At 66.3% G+C, this 19,895-nt stretch carries 11 protein-coding genes and 2 pseudogenes; 7 read left to right on the top strand and 6 right to left on the bottom strand.

Features of this window, described 5'->3' with window-relative positions; translation table 11 throughout:
- The first annotated feature begins 11 nt into the window (after positions 1-11).
- The 5 genes and pseudogenes from ACY34I_RS23380 to ACY34I_RS23360 all read left to right on the top strand — a co-directional run.
- Positions 12-3,440, top strand: coding sequence for a helicase-related protein (locus ACY34I_RS23380; RefSeq protein ID WP_462757197.1), 3,429 nt, complete (start codon positions 12-14; stop codon positions 3,438-3,440).
- A 22-nt stretch (positions 3,441-3,462) separates the two neighbouring features.
- Positions 3,463-6,270, top strand: a complete 2,808-nt coding sequence (locus ACY34I_RS23375) for a DUF1156 domain-containing protein (protein ID WP_462757196.1) — start codon at positions 3,463-3,465, stop codon at positions 6,268-6,270.
- Positions 6,270-7,952 (top strand): DUF262 domain-containing protein, encoded by a 1,683-nt coding sequence (locus tag ACY34I_RS23370; RefSeq protein ID WP_462757195.1) that lies wholly within the window; start codon positions 6,270-6,272, stop codon positions 7,950-7,952. The genes ACY34I_RS23375 and ACY34I_RS23370 overlap by 1 nt, the downstream gene beginning before the upstream one ends.
- A gap of 1 nt (position 7,953) precedes the next feature.
- The gene (locus ACY34I_RS23365) at positions 7,954-11,331 is read left to right on the top strand and encodes a Swt1 family HEPN domain-containing protein (RefSeq protein WP_462757194.1); all 3,378 of its coding nucleotides are present in this window, start codon (positions 7,954-7,956) and stop codon (positions 11,329-11,331) included.
- Positions 11,332-11,590: 259 nt separating this feature from the next.
- Positions 11,591-11,707, top strand: a pseudogene (locus ACY34I_RS23360) (helix-turn-helix domain-containing protein); the annotation flags it as partial.
- Positions 11,708-12,309: 602 nt separating this feature from the next.
- Here ACY34I_RS23360 and ACY34I_RS23355 read toward each other — a convergent pair.
- A complete protein-coding gene (locus tag ACY34I_RS23355; RefSeq protein ID WP_462757193.1) occupies positions 12,310-13,614 on the bottom strand; it encodes a hypothetical protein in 1,305 nt (434 codons plus the stop codon).
- A 152-nt stretch (positions 13,615-13,766) separates the two neighbouring features.
- Between ACY34I_RS23355 and ACY34I_RS23350 the strand changes: the two are divergent.
- Positions 13,767-13,844 (top strand): annotated as a pseudogene (locus ACY34I_RS23350) (hypothetical protein); the annotation flags it as partial.
- 160 nt (positions 13,845-14,004) lie between these two features.
- Entirely contained in the window at positions 14,005-14,412 is a 408-nt protein-coding gene (locus ACY34I_RS23345) for a hypothetical protein (protein WP_462757192.1), read from the top strand.
- A 406-nt stretch (positions 14,413-14,818) separates the two neighbouring features.
- Here ACY34I_RS23345 and ACY34I_RS23340 read toward each other — a convergent pair whose 3' ends face one another.
- From ACY34I_RS23340 to ACY34I_RS23320, 5 genes are all read right to left on the bottom strand, one after another.
- On the bottom strand, positions 14,819-15,676 hold the full coding sequence (locus ACY34I_RS23340) for a hypothetical protein (RefSeq protein ID WP_462757191.1): 858 nt from the start codon (positions 15,674-15,676) through the stop codon (positions 14,819-14,821).
- A 340-nt stretch (positions 15,677-16,016) separates the two neighbouring features.
- Positions 16,017-16,658: a GNAT family N-acetyltransferase gene (locus ACY34I_RS23335; RefSeq protein ID WP_462757190.1), complete on the bottom strand. Its 642-nt coding sequence runs from the start codon at positions 16,656-16,658 to the stop codon at positions 16,017-16,019.
- A gap of 34 nt (positions 16,659-16,692) precedes the next feature.
- Positions 16,693-17,367 carry a GOLPH3/VPS74 family protein gene (locus ACY34I_RS23330; protein ID WP_462757189.1) on the bottom strand — a complete coding sequence of 225 codons (675 nt, stop codon included), beginning with the start codon at positions 17,365-17,367 and terminating at the stop codon, positions 16,693-16,695.
- A 10-nt stretch (positions 17,368-17,377) separates the two neighbouring features.
- Positions 17,378-18,388, bottom strand: coding sequence for an acetamidase/formamidase family protein (locus ACY34I_RS23325; protein WP_462757188.1), 1,011 nt, complete (start codon positions 18,386-18,388; stop codon positions 17,378-17,380).
- Positions 18,388-19,794, bottom strand: a complete 1,407-nt coding sequence (locus ACY34I_RS23320; RefSeq protein WP_462757187.1) for an APC family permease — start codon at positions 19,792-19,794, stop codon at positions 18,388-18,390. Before ACY34I_RS23320 ends, ACY34I_RS23325 begins: the two co-directional genes overlap by 1 nt.
- Positions 19,795-19,895 lie beyond the last annotated feature (101 nt).

Below are 19,895 nucleotides of genomic sequence, written 5' to 3'. Positions count from 1 at the left end.
GGAGGTAGCTGGTGAGGCTCGAGGATCTCGCGTCCGGCGTCCGGGTGGCCGGGGTCGTGCCTGGCGAGACGGTCTCGGTCCTCGCTGCCCAGTGGCACGGCCGCGAAGCTGTGGAGCTTACCTACAAGACCCTTGACGGAGGTCTGCGTCAGCAGGTGCTCTTCCGAGCAGACGAAGCCAAACTCAGCCTCTCCGATGCGGGCAGCCGACCATTCGACGCCACCGCCGAGGAGTTTCGGCTGGTCGCCGAGGCGCAACGGATCTCTCTGGCCGGGCTCTTCGACCCGATGCTGGCGGTGGCCACCAGCGATGTGCAGCCGCTGCCCCACCAGATCCGAGCCGTCTACGGCGAGATGCTCGACCGCATACCGCTGCGGTTCCTGCTGGCCGACGACCCCGGCGCCGGCAAGACGATCATGGCCGGCCTCTACATCAAGGAGCTCCTGCTCCGCGACGACGTGAAGCGCTGCCTGGTCGTGGCCCCCGGTGGACTGGTCGACCAGTGGCAGGACGAGCTCTTCTTCAAGTTCGGACTGCGCTTCGACATCCTCACCACGGCCATGGTCGACGCCGCGCTCGGGTCGAGCGTCTTCGAGCAGTACCCGCTGCTCATCGCACGGATGGACCAGCTCGCCCGCAACGAGGACCTGACCGCCCACCTCGACGATGCCGAATTCGACCTGGTCGTCGTGGACGAGGCCCACCGGATGGGCGCAAACTACTTTGGCGGCAAGCTGAACAAGACCCGACGCTTTCAACTCGGCGAGAAGCTGCGCGACCGCACTCGCCACCTGCTGCTGATGACCGCCACCCCACACGCTGGCAAGGAGGAGGACTTCCAGCTCTTTCTCACCCTGCTCGAGCGCGACGGCTTCGAGGGCAAGTTCAAGGCCGGCGTGCACAATCCGGACACCGGCGGGCTCATGCGCCGCATGGTCAAGGAGGATCTGCTCACCTTCGAGGGCAAACCGCTCTTCCCGGAACGCATCGCCCAAACCGTGCCCTATGAGCTCACCGCAGGCGAGCAGGACCTCTACGAGCGGGTCACCGAGTACGTACGCGAGGGGATGAACCGAGCCGCGCGGCTGGACGACAAACGCCGCAACACCGTGGGCTTCGCGCTCACGGTGCTCCAGCGGCGCCTGGCCTCCAGTCCCGAGGCGATCTACCAGTCGCTCGTCCGGCGCGCCGAACGACTCAAGCGCCGCCGTGACGACCTCATCCACGGCCGCGGTGTCGGCGACGTGCCCGCCCCGATCAACCCACGCGACTGGGACAACGACGAGCACAGCGCCGAAGAGGTCGAACAGATCGAGGAGGAGCTGCTCGACGCCGCCACCGCGGCCCGCACCATCGAGGAACTCAACGCCGAACTGGCCGACCTCGACAAGCTCATCCACGTCGCCCGCCGGGTCCGCAACCTCGACACCGACCGCAAGTGGGTCGAACTGCGCAAGATCCTCGAAGACAACGATCTCATCCACCCCGGCGCCGAGAAGCCCCGCAAGCTGATCATCTTCACCGAGCACCGCGACACCCTCGAATACCTGGCCCGCAAGATCCGCTCGCTCTTCGGCAAGCCGGACACGGTGCAGGCCATCCACGGCGGTGTCCGGCGCGCCGATCGGCGGGCCATCACCGAGGAGTTCACCAAAAACCCTGCCTGCCAGGTGCTACTCGCCACCGATGCAGCCGGCGAAGGCCTCAACCTCCAGGCCGCCCACCTGATGGTCAACTACGACCTCCCGTGGAACCCCAACCGCATCGAGCAGCGATTCGGTCGCGTCCACCGCATTGGCCAGACCGAGGTGTGCCGCCTCTGGAACCTCGTCGCCGCCAACACCCGCGAGGGCGAGGTGTTCACCCGGCTGCTGCAGAAGGTCGAGGAGCAGCGCAAGGCCTACGGCGGCAAGGTCTTCGACGTCCTGGGCGCGGCCTTCGACGAGACGCCGCTACGAGAATTGTTGATCGAGGCCATCCGATACGGCGACCTCCCCGAGACCCGGGCCAAGATGGAACAGGTCATCGACGCCTCGGTCGCCCACGGTCTCAAGGAGCTTCTCGAAGAACGCGCACTCACCCACGACGCCATGTCCGACGCCGACCTGGCTCAGATGCAGCGGCTCATGGAGGAAGCCCGCGCTCGCCGACTGCAGCCGCACTACATCGAGTGGGCCTTCCGTCTCGCTTTCCAGCGTCTCGGCGGTCGGCTCGCCAGGCGTGAGCGTGGCCGCTACGAGATCAGCCACGTGCCCGCGGCGGTCCGCGCCGTTACCAAGCACGGCCCCGTAGCCACTCGCTACGAGCGGGTCACGTTCGAGCTCGACCGCATCGACGTGGCCGACAAGCCGCGCGCCGACCTGCTCGCCCCCGGGCATCCGCTCCACGACGCCGTAGCCGAGCTCACCATTACTCAGCTCCGACCCACCCTCGAGCGGGGCACCGTCCTGGTATCGCCTGAGGTCGAGGAGCCGACTCTGTTGGTCGGCGTGGTGGAGGAGGTTGTCGACGGCACCGGGGAGTCGATCGCCCGGAGGTTCGGCTACGCCTACGTCAACGCCACTGGCCACGTCACGCCCGCCGGCCCGGCGCCCTACCTCGACTGCGTGGCCGCCCCGCAAACCCCCGCCGTGGCTGCGGCCAAGAAGCTGGCCTGGCTCGGTGACGCCGAGGCCAAGGCCAGGACCTGGATCATCGGTCACCAGCTCAAGGATTACCTCGCCGAGGTCTCACCGCGCCGGCTCGCCGAGATCGAGCGCGCCCGGACGCGGGTCGACCAGCGGTTGGCGTACGAGTCGAATCGGCTGATCGGCGAGGCGATTGCAGCTCAGGAGAAGGAGCAGGCCGGCTTCAAGCCGAAGGAGAGCTCCGACAGCCTAATGCGCAAGGCACAGGAGCTCCAGACTCGCCGGGACGCCCGACTGGCGTTGCTCGACCAGCAGGCCCAGTTGGTCACCAAGCCGCCGCGCATCATGACCGCCGCGCTCGTGCTGCCGTTGTCGATGGTCGATGCTGAGATCCCCGCCGACGCCCCGATCCATGCCAAGGAGACCAAGGCCGTCGAACGGCGTGGCGTCGAGTTGGTGCTCGCCACCGAGTGGGCGCTCGGTCGGGAGCCGCGGGAGCAGGTCTTCAACAACCCCGGCTACGACATCCTGTCCATCCCCGCCGGCGGCGGCCCCTCGATCCGTATCGAGGTCAAGGCGCGCATCGAGGGCGCCGACGACTTCTACGTTACCCACAACGAGGTCGTCACCGGCAAGAATGCCGTCCCCCACTACCGGCTCGCCCTGGTCACCGTGAGCAAGGCCGGCCCCGAGCACGACCAGGTACGGTACGTCGCCGACCCGTTCGCTGGCGTCGATTTCGGCGGCCTCGCCGCGACCGGCATCCGCGCCAACTGGTCAAAGACCTGGGCCGCAGGCACCGCACCCTTCTGATCTACAGAGCTAGAGGAAGTTGATGAAGCGCAAGCTGATCGAGGTCGCGCTCCCGCTGGAGACGATCAACCGCGAGTCTGCGCGGGAGAAGTCGCTCCGCCACGGCCACCCCTCCACCCTGCACCTCTGGTGGGCTCGGCGGCCGTTGGCGGCGGCACGGGCGGTCCTGTTTGCCCAACTCGTCGACGACCCGGCCTCGCATCCCGACGAGTTCCGCGGCGAGGAGGCACAGCGCGCTGAGCGCGAGCGATTGCACAAGATCATCGAGCGCCTTGTCAAGTGGGAGAACGTCCGCGACGACAGCCTGCTTGCCGAGGCTCGCGCGGAAATCATGAAGTCCTGCGACGGGAACCCCCCGCCGATCCTCGACCCGTTCGCCGGCGGCGGCACCATCCCACTGGAAGCGCAGCGGCTGGGTCTCGCGGCGCACGCATCCGATCTCAACCCGGTGGCGGTTCTGATCAACAAGGCGCTTATCGAGATCCCACCGAAATTCCGGGACAGGCCACCGGTTTTCCCCGGCTTGGCCGAGTCCCAGATTCGCGCCTGGAAGGATGCTGAGGGCCTTGCCGCAGACGTTCGGGCATACGGAGCCTGGATGCGTGACGAGGCAGACAAGCGAATCGGCCACCTTTACCCGAAGGCCACCCTGCCACACGGTTCCCAGGCGACCGTAATCGCATGGATTTGGGCTCGGACTGTGACGTGCCCCAACCCTGCCTGCCGCGTTGAGACACCGCTTGTACGGTCGTGGTGGCTAGGCAAGAAGAAGGGCAAGGAAGCTTACATCGTGCCGACCGTCGTTGCTGATGCGGCGCATCCCTCCGGGCTGCGAGTGGAGTTCGGCATCGGGCACGATAAGACGCATGCGCCTACTGCCGAAGACGATGGAACAGTGGGACGCCGGGGAGCGGTATGTGTCAGCTGCAACGCCGCCATGCCATTGAGCTACATTCGCACCGAAGGACGCGCGAAGCGACTCGGTGTTCAGCTCATGGCCGTCGTGGCCGAGGGCAATCGGCAACGGATCTATCTACCGCCCACTCAAGAACACCTCTCGGCTGCGGACGTCAAGGCGCCGCGGGATTCAATCGAAGGAAGCCTGGGCTTCTATCCTCGTGATATCAAGGCGCCTACGTACGGCCTCACTGAGTTCAGTGACCTCTTCACCAGCCGTCAACTGGCCGCGCTGGTTACCTTCAGTGAGCTTGTAGCCGAGGCTCGTGAACTAGCTCTACGGGACGCGCGTGCGGCGGGTATTGCCGAAGGCGAGAGGCTAGAGGCCGGCGGCAGCGGTGCCGAAGCCTACGCCGACAGCGTAGCCACGCTCCTCGCGTTTGGCGTCTCTAAGGCGACGGATTACCACAACGCCCTCTGTGCGTGGCGGTCAGACGTCAAGAATGAGGGCATTGGGCACCTATTTTCGCGCCAGGCCATACCGATGGTCTGGGACTTCTGCGAGGCAAATCCCCTTTCTGCCTCCTCTGGCAACATGGGGGATCAGTGGACCTGGATCGGAAAGGCACTCGAACGCCTATCGCCAAAAGCCATTGGTAAAGCGCGTCAGGCAGACGCTGCTGGACTCACCGCTGCTGGCGCCCTCATCAGTACTGATCCCCCCTACTATGACAATATCGGCTACTCAGACCTATCCGACTTCTTCTACGTGTGGCTCCGGCGCTCACTCCGTTTGATCCATCCGCAACTGCTCAGCACGATGCTGGTGCCCAAGGCCGAAGAGCTAGTGGCCAATCCCTACCGGCACAACGGAGCGGAAGGCGCCAAGCAGTTCTTCGAGGACGGCTTCCGGAATGTCTTCGCGAACGCGAGGAAGAGCGCAAATCCCGACTACCCGATCACTGTCTGGTATGCGTTCAAGCAGGCGGACTCCTCAGAGGAGGGTACGACTTCCTCCGGCTGGGAGACCCTCCTGGAAGGAATGATCAGCGCTGGATGGGCGATCACTGCGACGTGGCCGAATCGCAGTGAGCTCGGAAACCGGATGATGGCAAGCGGAATGAACGCCCTGGCGTCGTCGATCGTGCTGGCGCTCCGTCCTCGGCCGCAGGATGCCCCCACCACGGACCGACGAGGTCTGATCTCTGCCCTGCAGTCGGAACTCCCGGATGCGCTCCGAAAGCTGCAGCAGGGTGCGATCGCCCCGGTAGATCTCCCGCAAGCGGCGATCGGGCCGGGGATGGCAGTATTCAGCCGCTATTCGAAGGTCTTGGAGCCAGATGGCTCGCAGATGACGGTGAGGTCGGCGCTCGCGCGGATCAATGAGATCCTCGATCAGGTGCTGAGCGAGCAGGAGGGCGACTTCGACGGCACGACGCGGTTCGCGATCGCCTGGTATCGCCAGCACGGGTACAACACCGGCAAGTTCGGCGATGCCGACAACCTGGCCCGTGCTCGGAACACGTCCGTGGAGCGGATGGACCGGGACGCAATCCTGATCAGTCGTGCCGGTAAGGTCACACTGATCAAGCCCGTCGACACCCCGGCCGACTACGACGTCCTCGCCGACGACCACACCTCGACGTGGGAGGTTCTGCACCACACGATCCGGATTCTCGAGACTGAGGGGGTTCCGGTGGCTGGCGCGTTCCTGGCGACCGCGCGAAGCCGTCCGGATGGCGCCGTCGACTCCGACCTGGTCAAAGAACTGGCCTTCCTGCTGTTCTCCATCGCGGAGAAGAACGGCTGGACCAAGGACGCACTCAGCTTCAACGCCGTTGCTCAATCGTGGAGCGACGTCGTCGACGCCTCCCAGGCCGCCCCGACGCCCCACGAGCAGGGCGAGTTCGACTTCTCTGAGGAGGATGACTGATGCCATTGAAGGCGCACGAGCATCCGCTGAAGAAGATCTTCTCGGCTGACTTCGACTTCGTGATCCCGCACTACCAGCGGCCCTACGCCTGGGGCACCGAGCAAGCCCTACAACTCCTCGATGACCTTGAGGACGCACTCGGCCGGGATGCGGCCGAGCCGTACTTTCTCGGTTCACTCGTCTTGGTCAAGCCGGATGAGAATGCACCCCATGCCCAGGTCATCGACGGTCAGCAGCGTCTGACGACGCTCAGCATCCTGTTCGCGGTCCTACGGGATCTGGCCGAGAGTAACGAGGTTGCCGTCGTCCTGCACGCCATGGTCTTGGAACCAGGGGTGGCCCTCGACGGCATCAAGGCAAAACCTCGCCTGCTGCTGCGCGATCAAGACTCTGGTTTCTTCACCAAGTACGTGCAGAGCCCAGGGCGGATGGACGAGCTTCTGGATCTCACCGACCAGGCGCTGGCGAACGACAGCCACAAGGCCATCAGGGACAACGCCAGAGTGCTCCGAGAACGACTGTCGTCCTGGACCGACGAGAAACGCAATGCCCTGGCGGCTCTCGCTCGCAATCGGACCTTCCTCGTAGTGGTAAGCACGCCAGATCTGGCCAGCGCACACCGCATCTTCAGCGTGATGAACGCCCGGGGTCTCGACCTCGAACCGTCGGACATCTTCAAGTCCGACGTGATCGGTTCCATGGACGCCGTCGAGCAGCAGGAGTATGCGAAGGCATGGGAGACCGCTGAGCAGAACCTCGGACGTGCTACCTTCGCAGACCTGTTCCTGCACCTCAGGATGATCGTGGCTAAGGCCCGCGGCCAGCGCGAGTTGCTGATCGAGTTTCCCCAGCAGGTGCTCAATGAGTACATCAAGAACGGTAAAGCAGCGAGCTTTGTCGATGACATGCTCATCCCATACGCCACAGCGTATGCGCACCTGTTGAATCAGGACTACGACGAGCACGACGCCGCTTGGTCCAAGGTCAACAATTGGCTGCGGCGCCTGGTCCAGCTGGACAACAACGACTGGCGCCCACCGGCATTGTGGGCGCTGAAACACTACGGTGATGACCCGGTGTTTCTCGACGCGTTCCTGCGCCGGCTGGAGCGGATCGCCGCCAGCATGCTGTTGCGGCGCGTCTACACCACCCCTCGGGTGATCCGATACATCGAACTGCTCAAGCAGCTCGACGCTGGCGCTGGTGTCGATGCGGAGGCCTTCGACCTGACCCCCGATGAGCGGCAGGAGACTCGAGAACGCCTCAACGGGGAGCTCTACAAGGTGCAGCCGGTACGGAAGTACGTGCTGTTGAGGGTCGACGAGTTGCTGGCGAATGCTCCCGGCGTCTCTTACAAGCACAAGATCATCAGTGTGGAGCATGTGCTGCCGCAGAAGCCGCGCAGCGACAGCCAGTGGGTCACGGACTTCACCGAGGAGGAGCGCACCTTCTGGACTCATCGTCTCGGGAACCTGCTGCTGCTCAACAGGAACAAGAACAGCCAGGCGCAGAACTACGACTTCGCGAAGAAGAAGGAGAAGTACTTCGGTCCCGCGGCCGGCATCACTGGCTTTGCCTTGACGACCAGTGTGATCATGGAGCCGGTCTGGACGCCGGACGTGCTCAAGCGACGGCAGGCCGAGCTCACGGGAATTCTGGTCAAGGAGTGGGAGCTCAACTGACATGGCGATCTCGAACCGCGACCGCATCGGCCAGATGTTCGATGCGCTGTCACCGGCGCTGAACGAGTTCATCGCGAGAGTCCTGTCCCCCCACCTGCCGCCAGGGCATGACTGGACGCAACTGGTCGCCCTCAAGGACGCCAAGAACGGAATCTCGGGCAAGGTCTACTCCGCGACTGATCCGCAGCTCCAGCTGCGCATGCTGACCGAGAACATCCCCCACCAGGTCAAGCCTGGCTGGTTCCCGTTCGATGGCCAGCTCTCGAAGCTCCAGCAGTCGTACGCGAGCGAGCTGCGCGACGTGCGCAACGGCTGGGCGCACGGTGACTCGTTCAGCAACGACGACGCCTACCGGGCGCTGGATACCGCGGAACGGCTCTTGTCGGGCATCGGCGCCTCCGCCGCGGCTGCAGATGTCGCCAAGATTCGGCTGAACCTGCGCCGGGTTACGGCGGAAAAGGACGACCGCCGCACGCTCAAAGCGGCGGCTGAGACGGCCGATTCGACGGGGCTCCGGCCGTGGCGCGAGGTGCTGCGACCGCACGACGACGTGGCGACGGGCAACTTCCAGGCCTCGGAGTTCGCCGCCGACCTGTTCAAGGTCGCCCAGGGGCAGGCTGGCAACGACTACGCCGACCCGGTGCAGTTCTTCTCTCGTACCTACCTGACGGAGGGTCTACGCGACCTGGTCGACCGTGCGGTCCGGAGGATGAGCGGGGAAGACAATGCGTCGCCGGTCATCAACCTGCAGACCAACTTCGGTGGCGGCAAGACCCACTCGATGCTGGCGCTGTGGCACCTGGCTGGCGGCACGCCGCTCGGGTCTTTTCCCCAGGACACTCAGGATCTGCTAGGGCCGCTGGGCTACGACACAATCAAGGACGCCCGCCGGGTCGCCATCGTCGGCAATCACTTCGCCCCCACGGGCGAGACCAAGCCGGACGGCACCCTGGTGAGAACGGTGTGGGGCGAGCTCGCCTGGCAGCTCGGCGGCGCTGAGGCGTACGCGATCGTCGCCGACGCCGACCGGGCGGGCACCAACCCCGGCCGGGCGCTGCACGACCTGCTCGCGGCGTACTCGCCGGCGGTAATCCTGATTGACGAGTGGGTGGCCTATGCCCGGCAGTTGCCGGACCATCCAGAGGAGGCGACTGCCGCCGGCATCACTGGTGGCACCTTCGACACCCAGTTCACCTTTGCCCAGTCCTTGACTGAGGCGGCCAAGGCAACCAGCGGAGTGCTGCTGGCGATCTCGATCCCCGCGTCCGAGACCGGGAAGGACCCCAACGAGGTCGTCGCCGGCAACGCCGAGGAGGTCGGCGGACGCCGCGGCCTCGAAGCGCTGCAGCGGCTCCAGAACGTCGTCCGGCGCGTCGCCGACCAGTGGCGCCCCGCTTCCTCCGACGAGGCCTACCACATTGTCCGGCAACGGCTCTTCGTCGCCCCGGACGCCGCCGCGCTGGCCTCGATCGGTGCCACGGCACGAGCGTTCGTGGAGTTTTACCGCAAACACAGCGACGAGTTCCCCCGCGAAGCGCGGGACGGTACGTACGAGGACCGGATCAAGCGGACCTATCCGATCCACCCAGAGCTGTTCGACCGGCTCTACGAGGACTGGTCGAGCCTCGAGCGCTTCCAACGGACGCGCGGTGTGCTCCGCCTGATGAACACCGTCATTCACGCGCTGTGGGTTGGGGAAGACAACGGTCCGCTGATCATGCCTGGGTCGATCCCGCTGGCGACGTCCGCGGTCAACTCAGAGCTCACGCAGTATCTGCAGGACTCGTGGAAGGCGATCATCGACGCTGACGTCGACGGTCCAAACTCGGAGCCAACCAAGATCGACAACGAGAAGCCGCTGCTCCAGACGCGGCGGGTCACCAAGCGGCTGGCCCGCGCCATCTTCTTCGGCGCCGCTCCGACCATCGGCTCGGCGCATAAGGGGCTGGAACGTCAGCGCGTCTTTCTCGGCACGGCGATCCCCGGTGACATCCCGGGCAACTTCCACTCCGCGCTCGCCGCGCTCGGCGACCGAGCGACCTACTTCTACTCGGGGTCGGGGAAGTACTGGTACGACCTGCAGGCCAATATCACCCGCCGGGCAAAGGACCAGGCCGAGCGGCTGCACGTCGAAGAGGTCTGGGCCGAGGTGCGCCGGCGGCTCGCCGACCAGGCACAGCGGCGCGGTGACTTCGCCGGTGTGCACATCTGCCCCGACGACAACGGCGACATCCCCGACACCGATGAGGCACGGCTGGTCATCCTGCATCCCAAGGTCACCCACAAGAAGGGAGACCAGGAGTCCAGCGCCATGAAGTTCGCGCGGTCCGCGACCGACCACCGTGGCACCGCCCACCGGGTGAACCGCAACATGCTGGTCTTCCTCGCGGCCGACGTGAACCGCATGGAGGAACTCGAATCGGCAGTACGGGACTACCTCGGGTGGTCGCACGTGCTGGACAACGCCGACGAGCTCGATCTGACCCAAAACCAGAAGAACCAGGCGACGGACAAGAAGCGGCAGGCGCAGGACACCGTCAACTCTCGGCTGCTGGGCGCCTACCACTGGGCACTCGTACCAGAGGCCCCCGACCCCGGATCACGGTTCGTCATCACGGCCACCAAGGCAGAGGGCCAGTCGACGTCGCTGGCGGAGCGGGTATCGAAACGGCTCGGTGCCGATGGAGCGCTGGCGACCCAGCAAGCGGCTGCGGCCATCTCACTCTGGCTCAACCGCCTTCCGAAGCTGTGGGAGAACGGTCACGTCAAGGTCGGCGATCTGTGGCGCCAGTACACGACGTACCCCTACATGCCACGGCTGCGGGACAGGTCAGTGCTCGCCCGTGGCATAGCGGACCAGCCACTGTTGTGGCAGCAGGAGGGCTTCGCCACTGCCCTCTCCTTCGACGGGGATCGCTACGAGGGACTCAAGCTGCCCTCAGAGGGGGACTTCGGTCAGGTCACCGATGCGATGCTCCTGGTCAAGCCCGAGGTTGCGCTCGCGCAGCGGCAGCGAGAGACGGCACCCGAACCTGGGCCTGAGCCCGAGCCTGGCCCCGAGCCGGGCCCAACGGCTGATCCTGGCTCCGAGCCGGGGCCCAGGGCCGGGACTGGCCCTGCGTCAGTACCGAAGCCGCGCAAGGTCGACTACTTCTTCGGAAGCAAGACCCTCGACTCCACTCACTACGCACTGGACTTCAAGAAGCTGATGGACGAGGTGATCCAGCACCTGACCGCCTCGCCCGGGGTCAACCTGAAGGTCCGCGTCGAGATTGAGGCCGAAGCCCTTCATGGCTTCTCGGAGTTTCAAGTCCGCACGATCTCGGAGAACAGCAACGCCCTGAAGTTCGACCAAGCCGGTTTCGAGGAACAGCACTAACGGTCGGACCTACTCCCGATATGTCCATCGGCAGCAGCTGCTGCCGATGGGCATGACCTCGTCCGGATCACGCTGGTCCTATCGCACAACTCAGTCGCCGCTGCCTCCGTAGGCTTGACCCGTTTCGACGGACAAGGTCGGTGCGGTCACGGTGATCTCACGCCACCTTGCTGGCGGGTATCGGCCTGTGGCCGGTGGTTCGTAGGCGACGGGGTTGAGGTAGCCGAGGCTGGACCGGCCGTGATTGAGCTGAAATGGTCTCGACCCCGGTCGACAAGCGCTACTCGCCCTTGCTCAGCTGCGCAACGGCGACACCTATGCCCGCCTCGCCGCCGGGTTCGGCATCGGCGTCACCACCGCTTGGCGCTACGTCCGCTAAGTTGACCTGCTCGCCGCGTCGCTCCCCCAACAAGGCTTCGACACTGGGCTTCGACACGGCCCGTTCCCGGCCGAGCCGCCAGTCTGCTACCGGACCTCCTGGCATGGCCGGGCGGATGGGCATGCGGGCGTCCTTCACAGATTGGGGCATGCTGCTCCAGCGTGCGCAGCTGACAATGAGATACTTCTATGGCTATCAAGTGGTGCTGTTGTGTGTGGCTGGGCGTGGGTTGGTCAGGGTTCAGTTGCCGGGATATGTAGTGCTTGAGGTTGCGCACGACCTCGCGTTTGATGCGGCCTTCGGCGGTGCGGCGGGTGACGCAGGCGCGGAGCTGGCGCCCCCGACCACGAGCCGGGTGGGCAGATCTCACTGAGAGCTCTCAACCCGTCGGTCGTTCCGACCGCGTATAGGGGCCTTCATGCGTTCCCGGGCAGGCGACGCGTCAGCCTGGATCTGGCTCGTCCCAAGGAAACGATCGAGCCAAGTACTCGAATCGAGTGCCCCTATCCGTACTGGCCGGACCAGGGCACGTTCGTTCGGTATCGCAAGGGATACTAAACCTTCATCAAAGTATGATGATCCTCGCCGCTCGACGGCCGTCAGTGAACAGGCTCGCCAGGCCCGGCGAGCTCTTCGGGCAAGGTCCGGAGCACTTCGAGGCTTTCGGTCGCCTGCTCCAGGGATTGGAAGCTTCTGCCGCTGGCTTGCTTGAGCTGCATCAAGCGTTTGTCCAGCTCCTTCTCCGCGCTGGACTGAACCCAGACATTGGCGCTTACAACAACGGACGGAAGCAAACTAGCAACAGCGGCGACTGCAGTCGGGGGGATCGGGATCGGGACTCCAGGAACGCGAATCGTCTTCGCTCCTGCCAGCTTGCGCGCTGCGTAAGCGATTGCTGGGGCTGCTGCTGCCGCCGGAGGTAGCCTCTTCCAGCGCTCTGGCTGAAACAGGGCACGGATGCTCTCATCAAGTTGGTCGACCCGGCTGAGTACGTCTTCGATCTCAGTACGGACGCGGCCTGCGGAGCTGGCGATCAATTTGGCCTGGGTCCTGGCGACGTCGGCCTTCCCCTCGTGGTAGTAGAGCGCGACCTGGGCGAGTCCCAATTGGACAGTGGCCGCATAGAGCTGTCCCAGCAGGTCGACGTACAGCATCACGTCCTCCACAGCTTCCTTACTCAGGCTCTTCGCAGCCTGTCGTGGGGACCCGTGCTCCTTGGTGTGCTCCAACCTCGTGAGGGCCGTGTGGAGGTGCTCCATGCACTTCTTCACCGCTTTACGCAGTTCGTTTTGGAGGATCGGGATAGCGCCCGCCTCGACTCCGTCCCTGCCGTGCTGCCGAAGTATCACGACCAGCTCTTCGACCTGCTCCACAGCACTGCTGACGTCACCGATCCGCTCGTCCCGCAGATGTTTGGAGATGTCGTCCACCCGCTGCCGGATGGCTTTGATGTCGCGGGCCATCTCGGCTGCCTGAGCTTGAGCCGCAATGGCACCCAGGATAGCTGCCCCACCTGACATGGCGACGACACCCGTGGCGGGGCGGATCCGCATCAGACGTGCAACCTGGCCTCGGCTGCGAAGGGTGGCCTGGATCCAACCCCCTTCCTCGGTGATCAGCTCGGCGGTCGACCACATCGCGCGAGAGGCCTGGTCGAGTTCGACCAGACCGCCGGTCAGGCGCCGAGACTCAATGAAGGACTTCATCGCAGGGTCCAGCGTTCGCAGGAGAGACGCTAGTTCCCCGGTAGTGATGTCAGCGAACCTGCGTCCCCAGCGCGAACGCGTCGTCCCGGAAGGGGCACCGATCATGATTGCTCGATCGTCGTTCAATTGGACGACGATCACTTCGGGTTCATCGCTCGGCGCCACTGAGCGCTCAGCTCCCTCGGCTGGACTCGACATGCGGTCGAGTGTAGGGCGATGCCCTGTCCCCGGATCTTCAAGGTGAGCAGCCACCGGCGATAGCGACCCGATTCGAGCTGAGCTCACCGGCGAGGCAATCCGGCTGACGCCGATCCTGCGACAACTGGTCCCCGAGGAGCCGGACGTGCAGTCTGCTCTGGCTGCTGGTACTCACCGAAGCCCGGCGTGAGGCCCGCGTGCGTAATGGGCAGCTGGTCCCGCTCGATGAGCAGGACCGCGCCGGCTGGGACCGCGCGCTGATCGACGAGGGCCACGACCTGGTCCGCGAGTGCCCTCGCGATCAACCGACCCGGCCGCTACCAGACACTCGCCGCGATCAACGCCGTCCACACCGACGCCCCCACGGCGCCGGACACTGGATGATCGCAGGTGGTCGCGCTGTACGACCAGCTGGCCCGGCTCGACCCGTCACCGATCGTCGCGCTCAAACCGCCCGTCGCGGTCGCGGAGCTGGACGGCCCGGAAGTCGCCCTCGCCCTGGTCGACCGGGTGCCCCTCACCGACTACCACACATGGCACGCCACCCGCATTCCTCGGCGGTCTTGGCGAGCAGCACATCGCTTCCCGCATGTAGCGCCCAGCGGTGGCAACACCGACGGCGAACCCGGTGGTGAGCCGGGTGCAGGTGTCACCGTTGCCCAGGTGCGCCAGGGTGAGCTACGCCTTTCGGCCCGACTCGATACGCCGCCACCGGGATCGATGCCGGTTACGGTGCGCTTGGACAAGGTCAGCGAGGTGGTGCAGAGGCGAGTGGACAGCGAGATCGCAGAGGGGTAAGCGGCGGCCACGCTGTCGGTGGTGATCAGACCCTCGTCACGCAGTGTGGCCACCATGGTGTGACGGAGGGTGGCAGCGGCGTCAACTCGCGGTGTCATCGCAGTCCTTGTGGTGGGAATCTGTCGGCTGTACAAGCCCTACTTCGCCCATGGGGCGTCGTGCTGGTTGAATTGTTGCGGTGTTCGCTCGGCGCAATGGAGTCCCGCGTTGTGCGGGGGTGCCGACATCACTCTCCTTGCGGGTGGGATAGCGGGTTGTTGTCACCTGGTCCGGCGAGCAGGGTTGAGAGCGGAGCTCAGCTGGTCATGGGCCAGGAGATGGTGACGATGCCGTGACGTTGAGGGCAACGATCTTGCTTGCGTGTGCGGACACGGTCGGGATCTCCTGGAGTTGACGGGGCGGGTAGTCAGGCGTCCTGGTGCTTGTGCCCCTTGGCGGCGCAGTCCTGCCATATTTGTGTCAGGTGTTGTGTCATGCGGGCCGTGGCGGGATGGCCGGGGTGTTCGCGCCGGTGGGTGGCGATGGTGTCGGCGAGCAGGGCGCGCGCCGCCTGGCAGTGGCCGAGTGCGTGCAGGACGAGAGCGGTGGCGGCGTTGGTGGCGAGGGTTCGATGGGCGTGCGGCCCGGCGGTAGCGGCGAAGTGTTCGCCGAGTTGCCGATAGAGGTGGTAGGCGCGTTGGTGGTGTCCGGCGTGCCGATGCACGACGGCCTGGAGGTGGAGGGCGTGAACGCTCCGCGGGTGGCCGGGCCCGTGGAGGTGGACCGTGCTGTGGTGGGCGTAGGTGGCCCAGGCGATGGCGTCGGCGGGGTGGCCGAGGCGGAGTTGTATTTCGGCCAGGAGGTTGGCGGCTTCGGCGTGTAGGGGGTCGGCGGGCGCGGTGGCGGGGTCGACGCCGGTGAGGCTGTCGTGCAGGAGCTGCCGGGCGCGCAGCGGCTCGGTGTGGGCGAGGTTGCGGGCTGCGGCGATGCGCTGTCCACGTTCGGCCTCGAGCTGGCTGGGTCCGGTAACAGGGGTGGCTCGCCAGGTGAGGGCGATGTCGCCGGGAGTGGCGCCGACGGTGATGCGGGCGAGGACCCGGTGGGCGTGGGCGGCGGCCAGGTGTGGCAGCGCTGGCGCGCCGGTGGCAGGGATGACCCGAGCCGCGTGTCGCAGGATGGCCCGACCGACCGTGTGGGCGATGGCTGCGGCATCAACCGGCCGCGGCCGGCAGTCCTGCTGGCACTGGTAGCCCTTTCCAGAGTCGTGCAGTTGCGTGTAGGCCATCGGTTGGTGGCAGAACCTGCAGTGCAGCAGTCCCGGCGGCAGGTACATATCTCGCGAGTCGGCGGCCGACCTGCTCGGGTGGAGTGGGACTGGGGCGGTGGCTTTGGTTACCCATTTCTGGACCAGGCGTGGGTCGAGGCCCATTTGACGGGCGACCGTGGTGACGGCGCCGTATGCCTTGATAGCGCGGGCATCCGCGACACGCTGGACGACGGCGTCGATGAGTTCCGGAGGGTATCTACGAGGGAAGGCCATGATCCGCGGTATCGGTTGGGGACGAGTGTGGTCAGCCGCCGTTGGTGTCACCGGATCGGTCCGTTTGGTGACGAGGGCGGCGGGGCTACGCATGAAAGCCCTGCCAGCGGTTGTCGACCGGGCGGCTGGTGTTGATCGGCAGGCCGCTGCTGCTGCGGTGAGCGTTGCGACGTACCGGACGCAAGGTCGGGCCGTTGGGCAGGGTGATCGGTGGTCGCGGTGTGTAGCCGTAGCGCGCGAACAGGTGCTCCCTTTCTGCAGGGACGGCAGCCCAGGACGGTAGGCCAATGCTGTCGAGTCGGCTGCGGTGATGGGTAAGCAGCGCGGTGCCGTGACCGGCCTTCTGAGCATCAGGACGCACGGCGAGGAACGCGAGGTGGTAGTGCGGTTCGGTGGGCTGTTTCAGCGACAGCAGGCTGTCCAGCAGGTCGAACCGGTCGGCGTGGCTCCCGGCGGTGTCGGTGAGGCGGATGCGGTAGTTGGCCGGTGGTGGGATGGGCCGGTAGCGGTGGAAGCCGACGGTGGCGGCGGCATCGTCGTCGGTGAGGTGGATGTCGCCGAAGAACATCGCGTGCTCCACCCAGATCCCAACCACGTCGGTCAGCACCTGGTGCCGCTGTTGCGGGTCGGGCACCAGCCACGCGGCGAGCGGGCTGGAGTGCAGGGCGTCGGCGATCAGCGCGGCGACCAGGTCCTTGTCTGTCCAGCGGGCGGCGCGGATACGCACGGCAGTCTCCATCGGATGGGTACCTCGGGTTGGGTCATCGGTAGGTGGCGGTGGCGAGGTCGCCGACCGCGGCGTCGACGGCGGCGGTGATGTCCCGCACGGACCGGTGGTGCTGCGCGGCGATTGCCTTCAGCCGTTGTGTGAGGGTGGCCGTGTCGCCGTCGAGGTAGAGGTGGCTGGTCAGGCCGAGGGTGGCGACGAGGCCGGCGAGGGCGGCGGTGTGGTTGTCGGGTTGCTCGCGGCCTTGCGCGAGGTACCGCAGGCGGGCCCGGGCGACGATCGCCCACTTGCTGTCAGTCGTCGTGTAGATATCGGTGCGGGCGAGGCCGCCGAGGCGCCGGCGTGTGCTGTGGCGGAGGATCCCGGCGGCGACGAGACCTGCGCGGGTGCGCTCGTACAGGTCGTCGGCGAAGTCACGCAGGAACGCCTTCACCGGTGGGGCGGTGCGCCCATGGCGGATGGCGGCGATGGCGGTGTCGGTGATCAGGTCGCCGACTGGTTGGTCGGTGTGTAGGCGCAGCCACCGTTCGCCGGCGGGGCGGTCGTCGTTTGGGTCGAGGGCGATCCGTCCGGCGAGGAAGATGTCGATCAGGATGGCGCCGGCGAGCCCGAGCGCCAATGCTTGCCGGTGGAGGTGTGGCTGGCCGGTGTCGTCGTTGTGGCCGAGCAGGAACAGCTCATCGCGCAGCGGCAGTCGAGGAACGGTCATGGCGCCGCCCCTACCCCAGCCCTGGGACGAGCTGCCGCAGCCGGCTGTGCACCCCGCCGTAGGCGGGCTCCGGCGATGGCAGTAGCGCCTTGTCGACCGCGGCGAGGACCGTGTAGTTCGGGTCGCACACGTTGCCGATCGGCGCCCGCCCGGCCTGGGAGACAAGCTGGTACGCGTCGAGCGTCTCCAGCCCGATCAGGGCCTGCACCCAGCCGACCATGTCGTGCTGCGCGATGCGGTAAGCGTCCTCTAGGGGGCGGGCACAGCCGATCGACATGATCGACGTGTCGGTTTCCAGGCGCGGCCACATGGTCGGCACGCCCTTGATGACTTCGATGGTGAGGGTTGTGGTGGTGGCGATCTCGACGCCGACGCCGCAGGCTTCGCCTTCGCCTTGGCGGGCGTGGCCGTCGCCGAGGGCGAGCATCGCCCCGTGCACCTTGACGCCGAGATACAGGGTGGTGCCGATCCGGAGTTGGGGTGTGTCGAGGTTCCCGCCGTGGCGGTCGGGGACGATGGTGGAGCGGGCTTCGAAGCCGCCGGGGGCGACTCCGATGGTGCCGATCATCGGCTCCAGGGGCAGGTCCACGGTGTGGTCGGTTTCGGTGGCCTGGAACCGCACGGTCCCGGCCTGCCGGTCGACGCCGTACACCCACACCCGCTCCTCAAGCGGTGGCTGGAGGCTGGCGGTGTGGGAGGTCGAGGTGAGGGCGCCGAAGTGCGGGAACGTCGAGGACACACCCCAGTCCCGGGCGGGTGTGATCGAGGCGAGGTGGATGGCGAGGGTGTCGCCGGGCTCGGCGTCCTCGACGAAGAAGGGTCCGGACACGGGGTTGAGGTAGGGCATGCGGCACACCTGCGACGGCAGATCCGCCGGCCCCCGCACGAGCCCGCCGAAGCAGTCCTCCGTGAAAACCTCCAGCACATCCCCGGAGCGCAGGTGCGCGACCGGCATCCGCCCACCGAAGGTGTAGGCCAGCTCGTCTCGCGCCGGGCGGTAGGTGACCTTGTCCATGGCCATCACACCCGCTCCACGTCACGCTGCTGCGGCTGCGCGCGTGCCAAGCCGGACAGGACCGGCCGGCGTCCCGACAGGTACAGGCCGGCGAGGACGACCACGCCGAGGGCGAGCCATGCCAGGCCCAAGCGCTGGGCGGCGATGTTCGCGTTGACCACCACGTAGGCCAAGATCACGAAGCCGACCGCGGGCATCACCAGATGAGCCCACCAGTTCCCGCTCCGGGCTCGGATGAGGTGGTGCACGACCACGGAGACGTGCAGGACCAGAAAGGCGACCATCGCCCCGAAGTTGATCAACGACGACAACACGGTGATCCCATCCGCCCGGGCCGCCATGTACAGGCCGAGGGCGAGGGAGACGACGCCGGTGAGCAGGGTGGCGTTGATCGGCACGCTGCGGCGGATCGACACCTTCGCCAGGAACGCGGGCAGCTGCCGGTCCCGGGCCATCGCGTACAACAGCCGCGAGGTGGCGACCTGGGCGACCATCGAGTTCGGCAACCCCCACGCCACCGCTGTCGCCACCGCACACACCGTCGCCAGCCAACCTCCGCCGGCGACCTGGGCGGCGTCGTAGAACGCGGTGCCGTTCGGGTCCCCGTTGGTCAGCAGCCCGGACGGGTTGGGGACGAGCATCGCCGCGAGCCACGTCTGCGCGATGAACAACACCCCCGCCAGCACGAGGACGGCGGCCATGGCGCGGCCGATCTGCCGGGCACCACCCTTGGCTTCTTCGGCGAGCATCGAGATGCCGTCGAACCCGAGGAAGGACAGCACCGCGATCGACACGGCCCCCGCGACGACCGACCAGGTGAACGTGTCCGGGTTGTAGAAAGCCGCCCAGCTGAACCGGCCCTTCCCCGATGCCACGGCCCAGCCGGCGACGGCGATGAAGACGGTCAGGACGATCAGCTCACCGACCAGCATGATCCGGGTGACCACCGCGGTCATGCGGATCCCGACCGAGTTGACGACCGTGTTGACCGCGACGAACCCCAACAGCCACGCCCACACCGGCACCGCTGGCACGGTGGCGTGCACGGCCACCGACGCCACCAAATACAGCAACCCGGGTACGAGCACGTAGTCGAGGAGGATCACCCACCCGGCGAGGAACCCGACCGGCGGGCTGATGCCCCGGCCGGCGTAGTTGTAGACGCTGCCCGACATGGGGAACGCCCGCACCATCTGCGCGTACGAGAACGCGGTGAATACCAACGCCACGACGCCGATCGCATAGGCGAGGGCGACCATCCCGCCGGAGCCGGCGTACACGCTGCCGAAGATCGCCATCGGCGCTATCGGCACCATGTACACCAGCCCGTAGGCGATCAGGTCCCGGAATCGCAGCTGCCGGCTTAACTCCTGTCGGTATCCGTAGCGGGTCAGCTCATCCTGATCAAACATCCCGTGAGCCCTTCAATTTTGCGTCCAAGGGGTTGCCTTCTCTTGCTTTTCGAAGGCCGTATGGGGCCGCTGATTTCTGCTTCTGTCACCTAAGGCGAGGG

The sequence above is a fragment of the Micromonospora sp. RTBAU3-60 genome, assembly GCF_054963695.1.
This window is presented reverse-complemented; position numbering and strand designations above follow the sequence as displayed.

Excerpts from the sequence above, each read along its gene's own strand:
- ACY34I_RS23340 (WP_462757191.1), bottom strand. The coding sequence starts at position 15,676 with ATGGCCTACACGCAACTGCACGACTCTGGAAAGGGCTACCAGTGCCAG.
- ACY34I_RS23325 (WP_462757188.1), bottom strand. The coding sequence starts at position 18,388 with ATGGCCATGGACAAGGTCACCTACCGCCCGGCGCGAGACGAGCTGGCC.
- ACY34I_RS23370 (WP_462757195.1), top strand. The coding sequence starts at position 6,270 with ATGCCATTGAAGGCGCACGAGCATCCGCTGAAGAAGATCTTCTCGGCT.
- ACY34I_RS23375 (WP_462757196.1), top strand. The coding sequence starts at position 3,463 with ATGAAGCGCAAGCTGATCGAGGTCGCGCTCCCGCTGGAGACGATCAAC.
- ACY34I_RS23330 (WP_462757189.1), bottom strand. The coding sequence starts at position 17,367 with ATGACCGTTCCTCGACTGCCGCTGCGCGATGAGCTGTTCCTGCTCGGC.
- ACY34I_RS23365 (WP_462757194.1), top strand. The coding sequence starts at position 7,954 with ATGGCGATCTCGAACCGCGACCGCATCGGCCAGATGTTCGATGCGCTG.
- ACY34I_RS23320 (WP_462757187.1), bottom strand. The coding sequence starts at position 19,794 with ATGTTTGATCAGGATGAGCTGACCCGCTACGGATACCGACAGGAGTTA.
- ACY34I_RS23355 (WP_462757193.1), bottom strand. The coding sequence starts at position 13,614 with ATGTCGAGTCCAGCCGAGGGAGCTGAGCGCTCAGTGGCGCCGAGCGAT.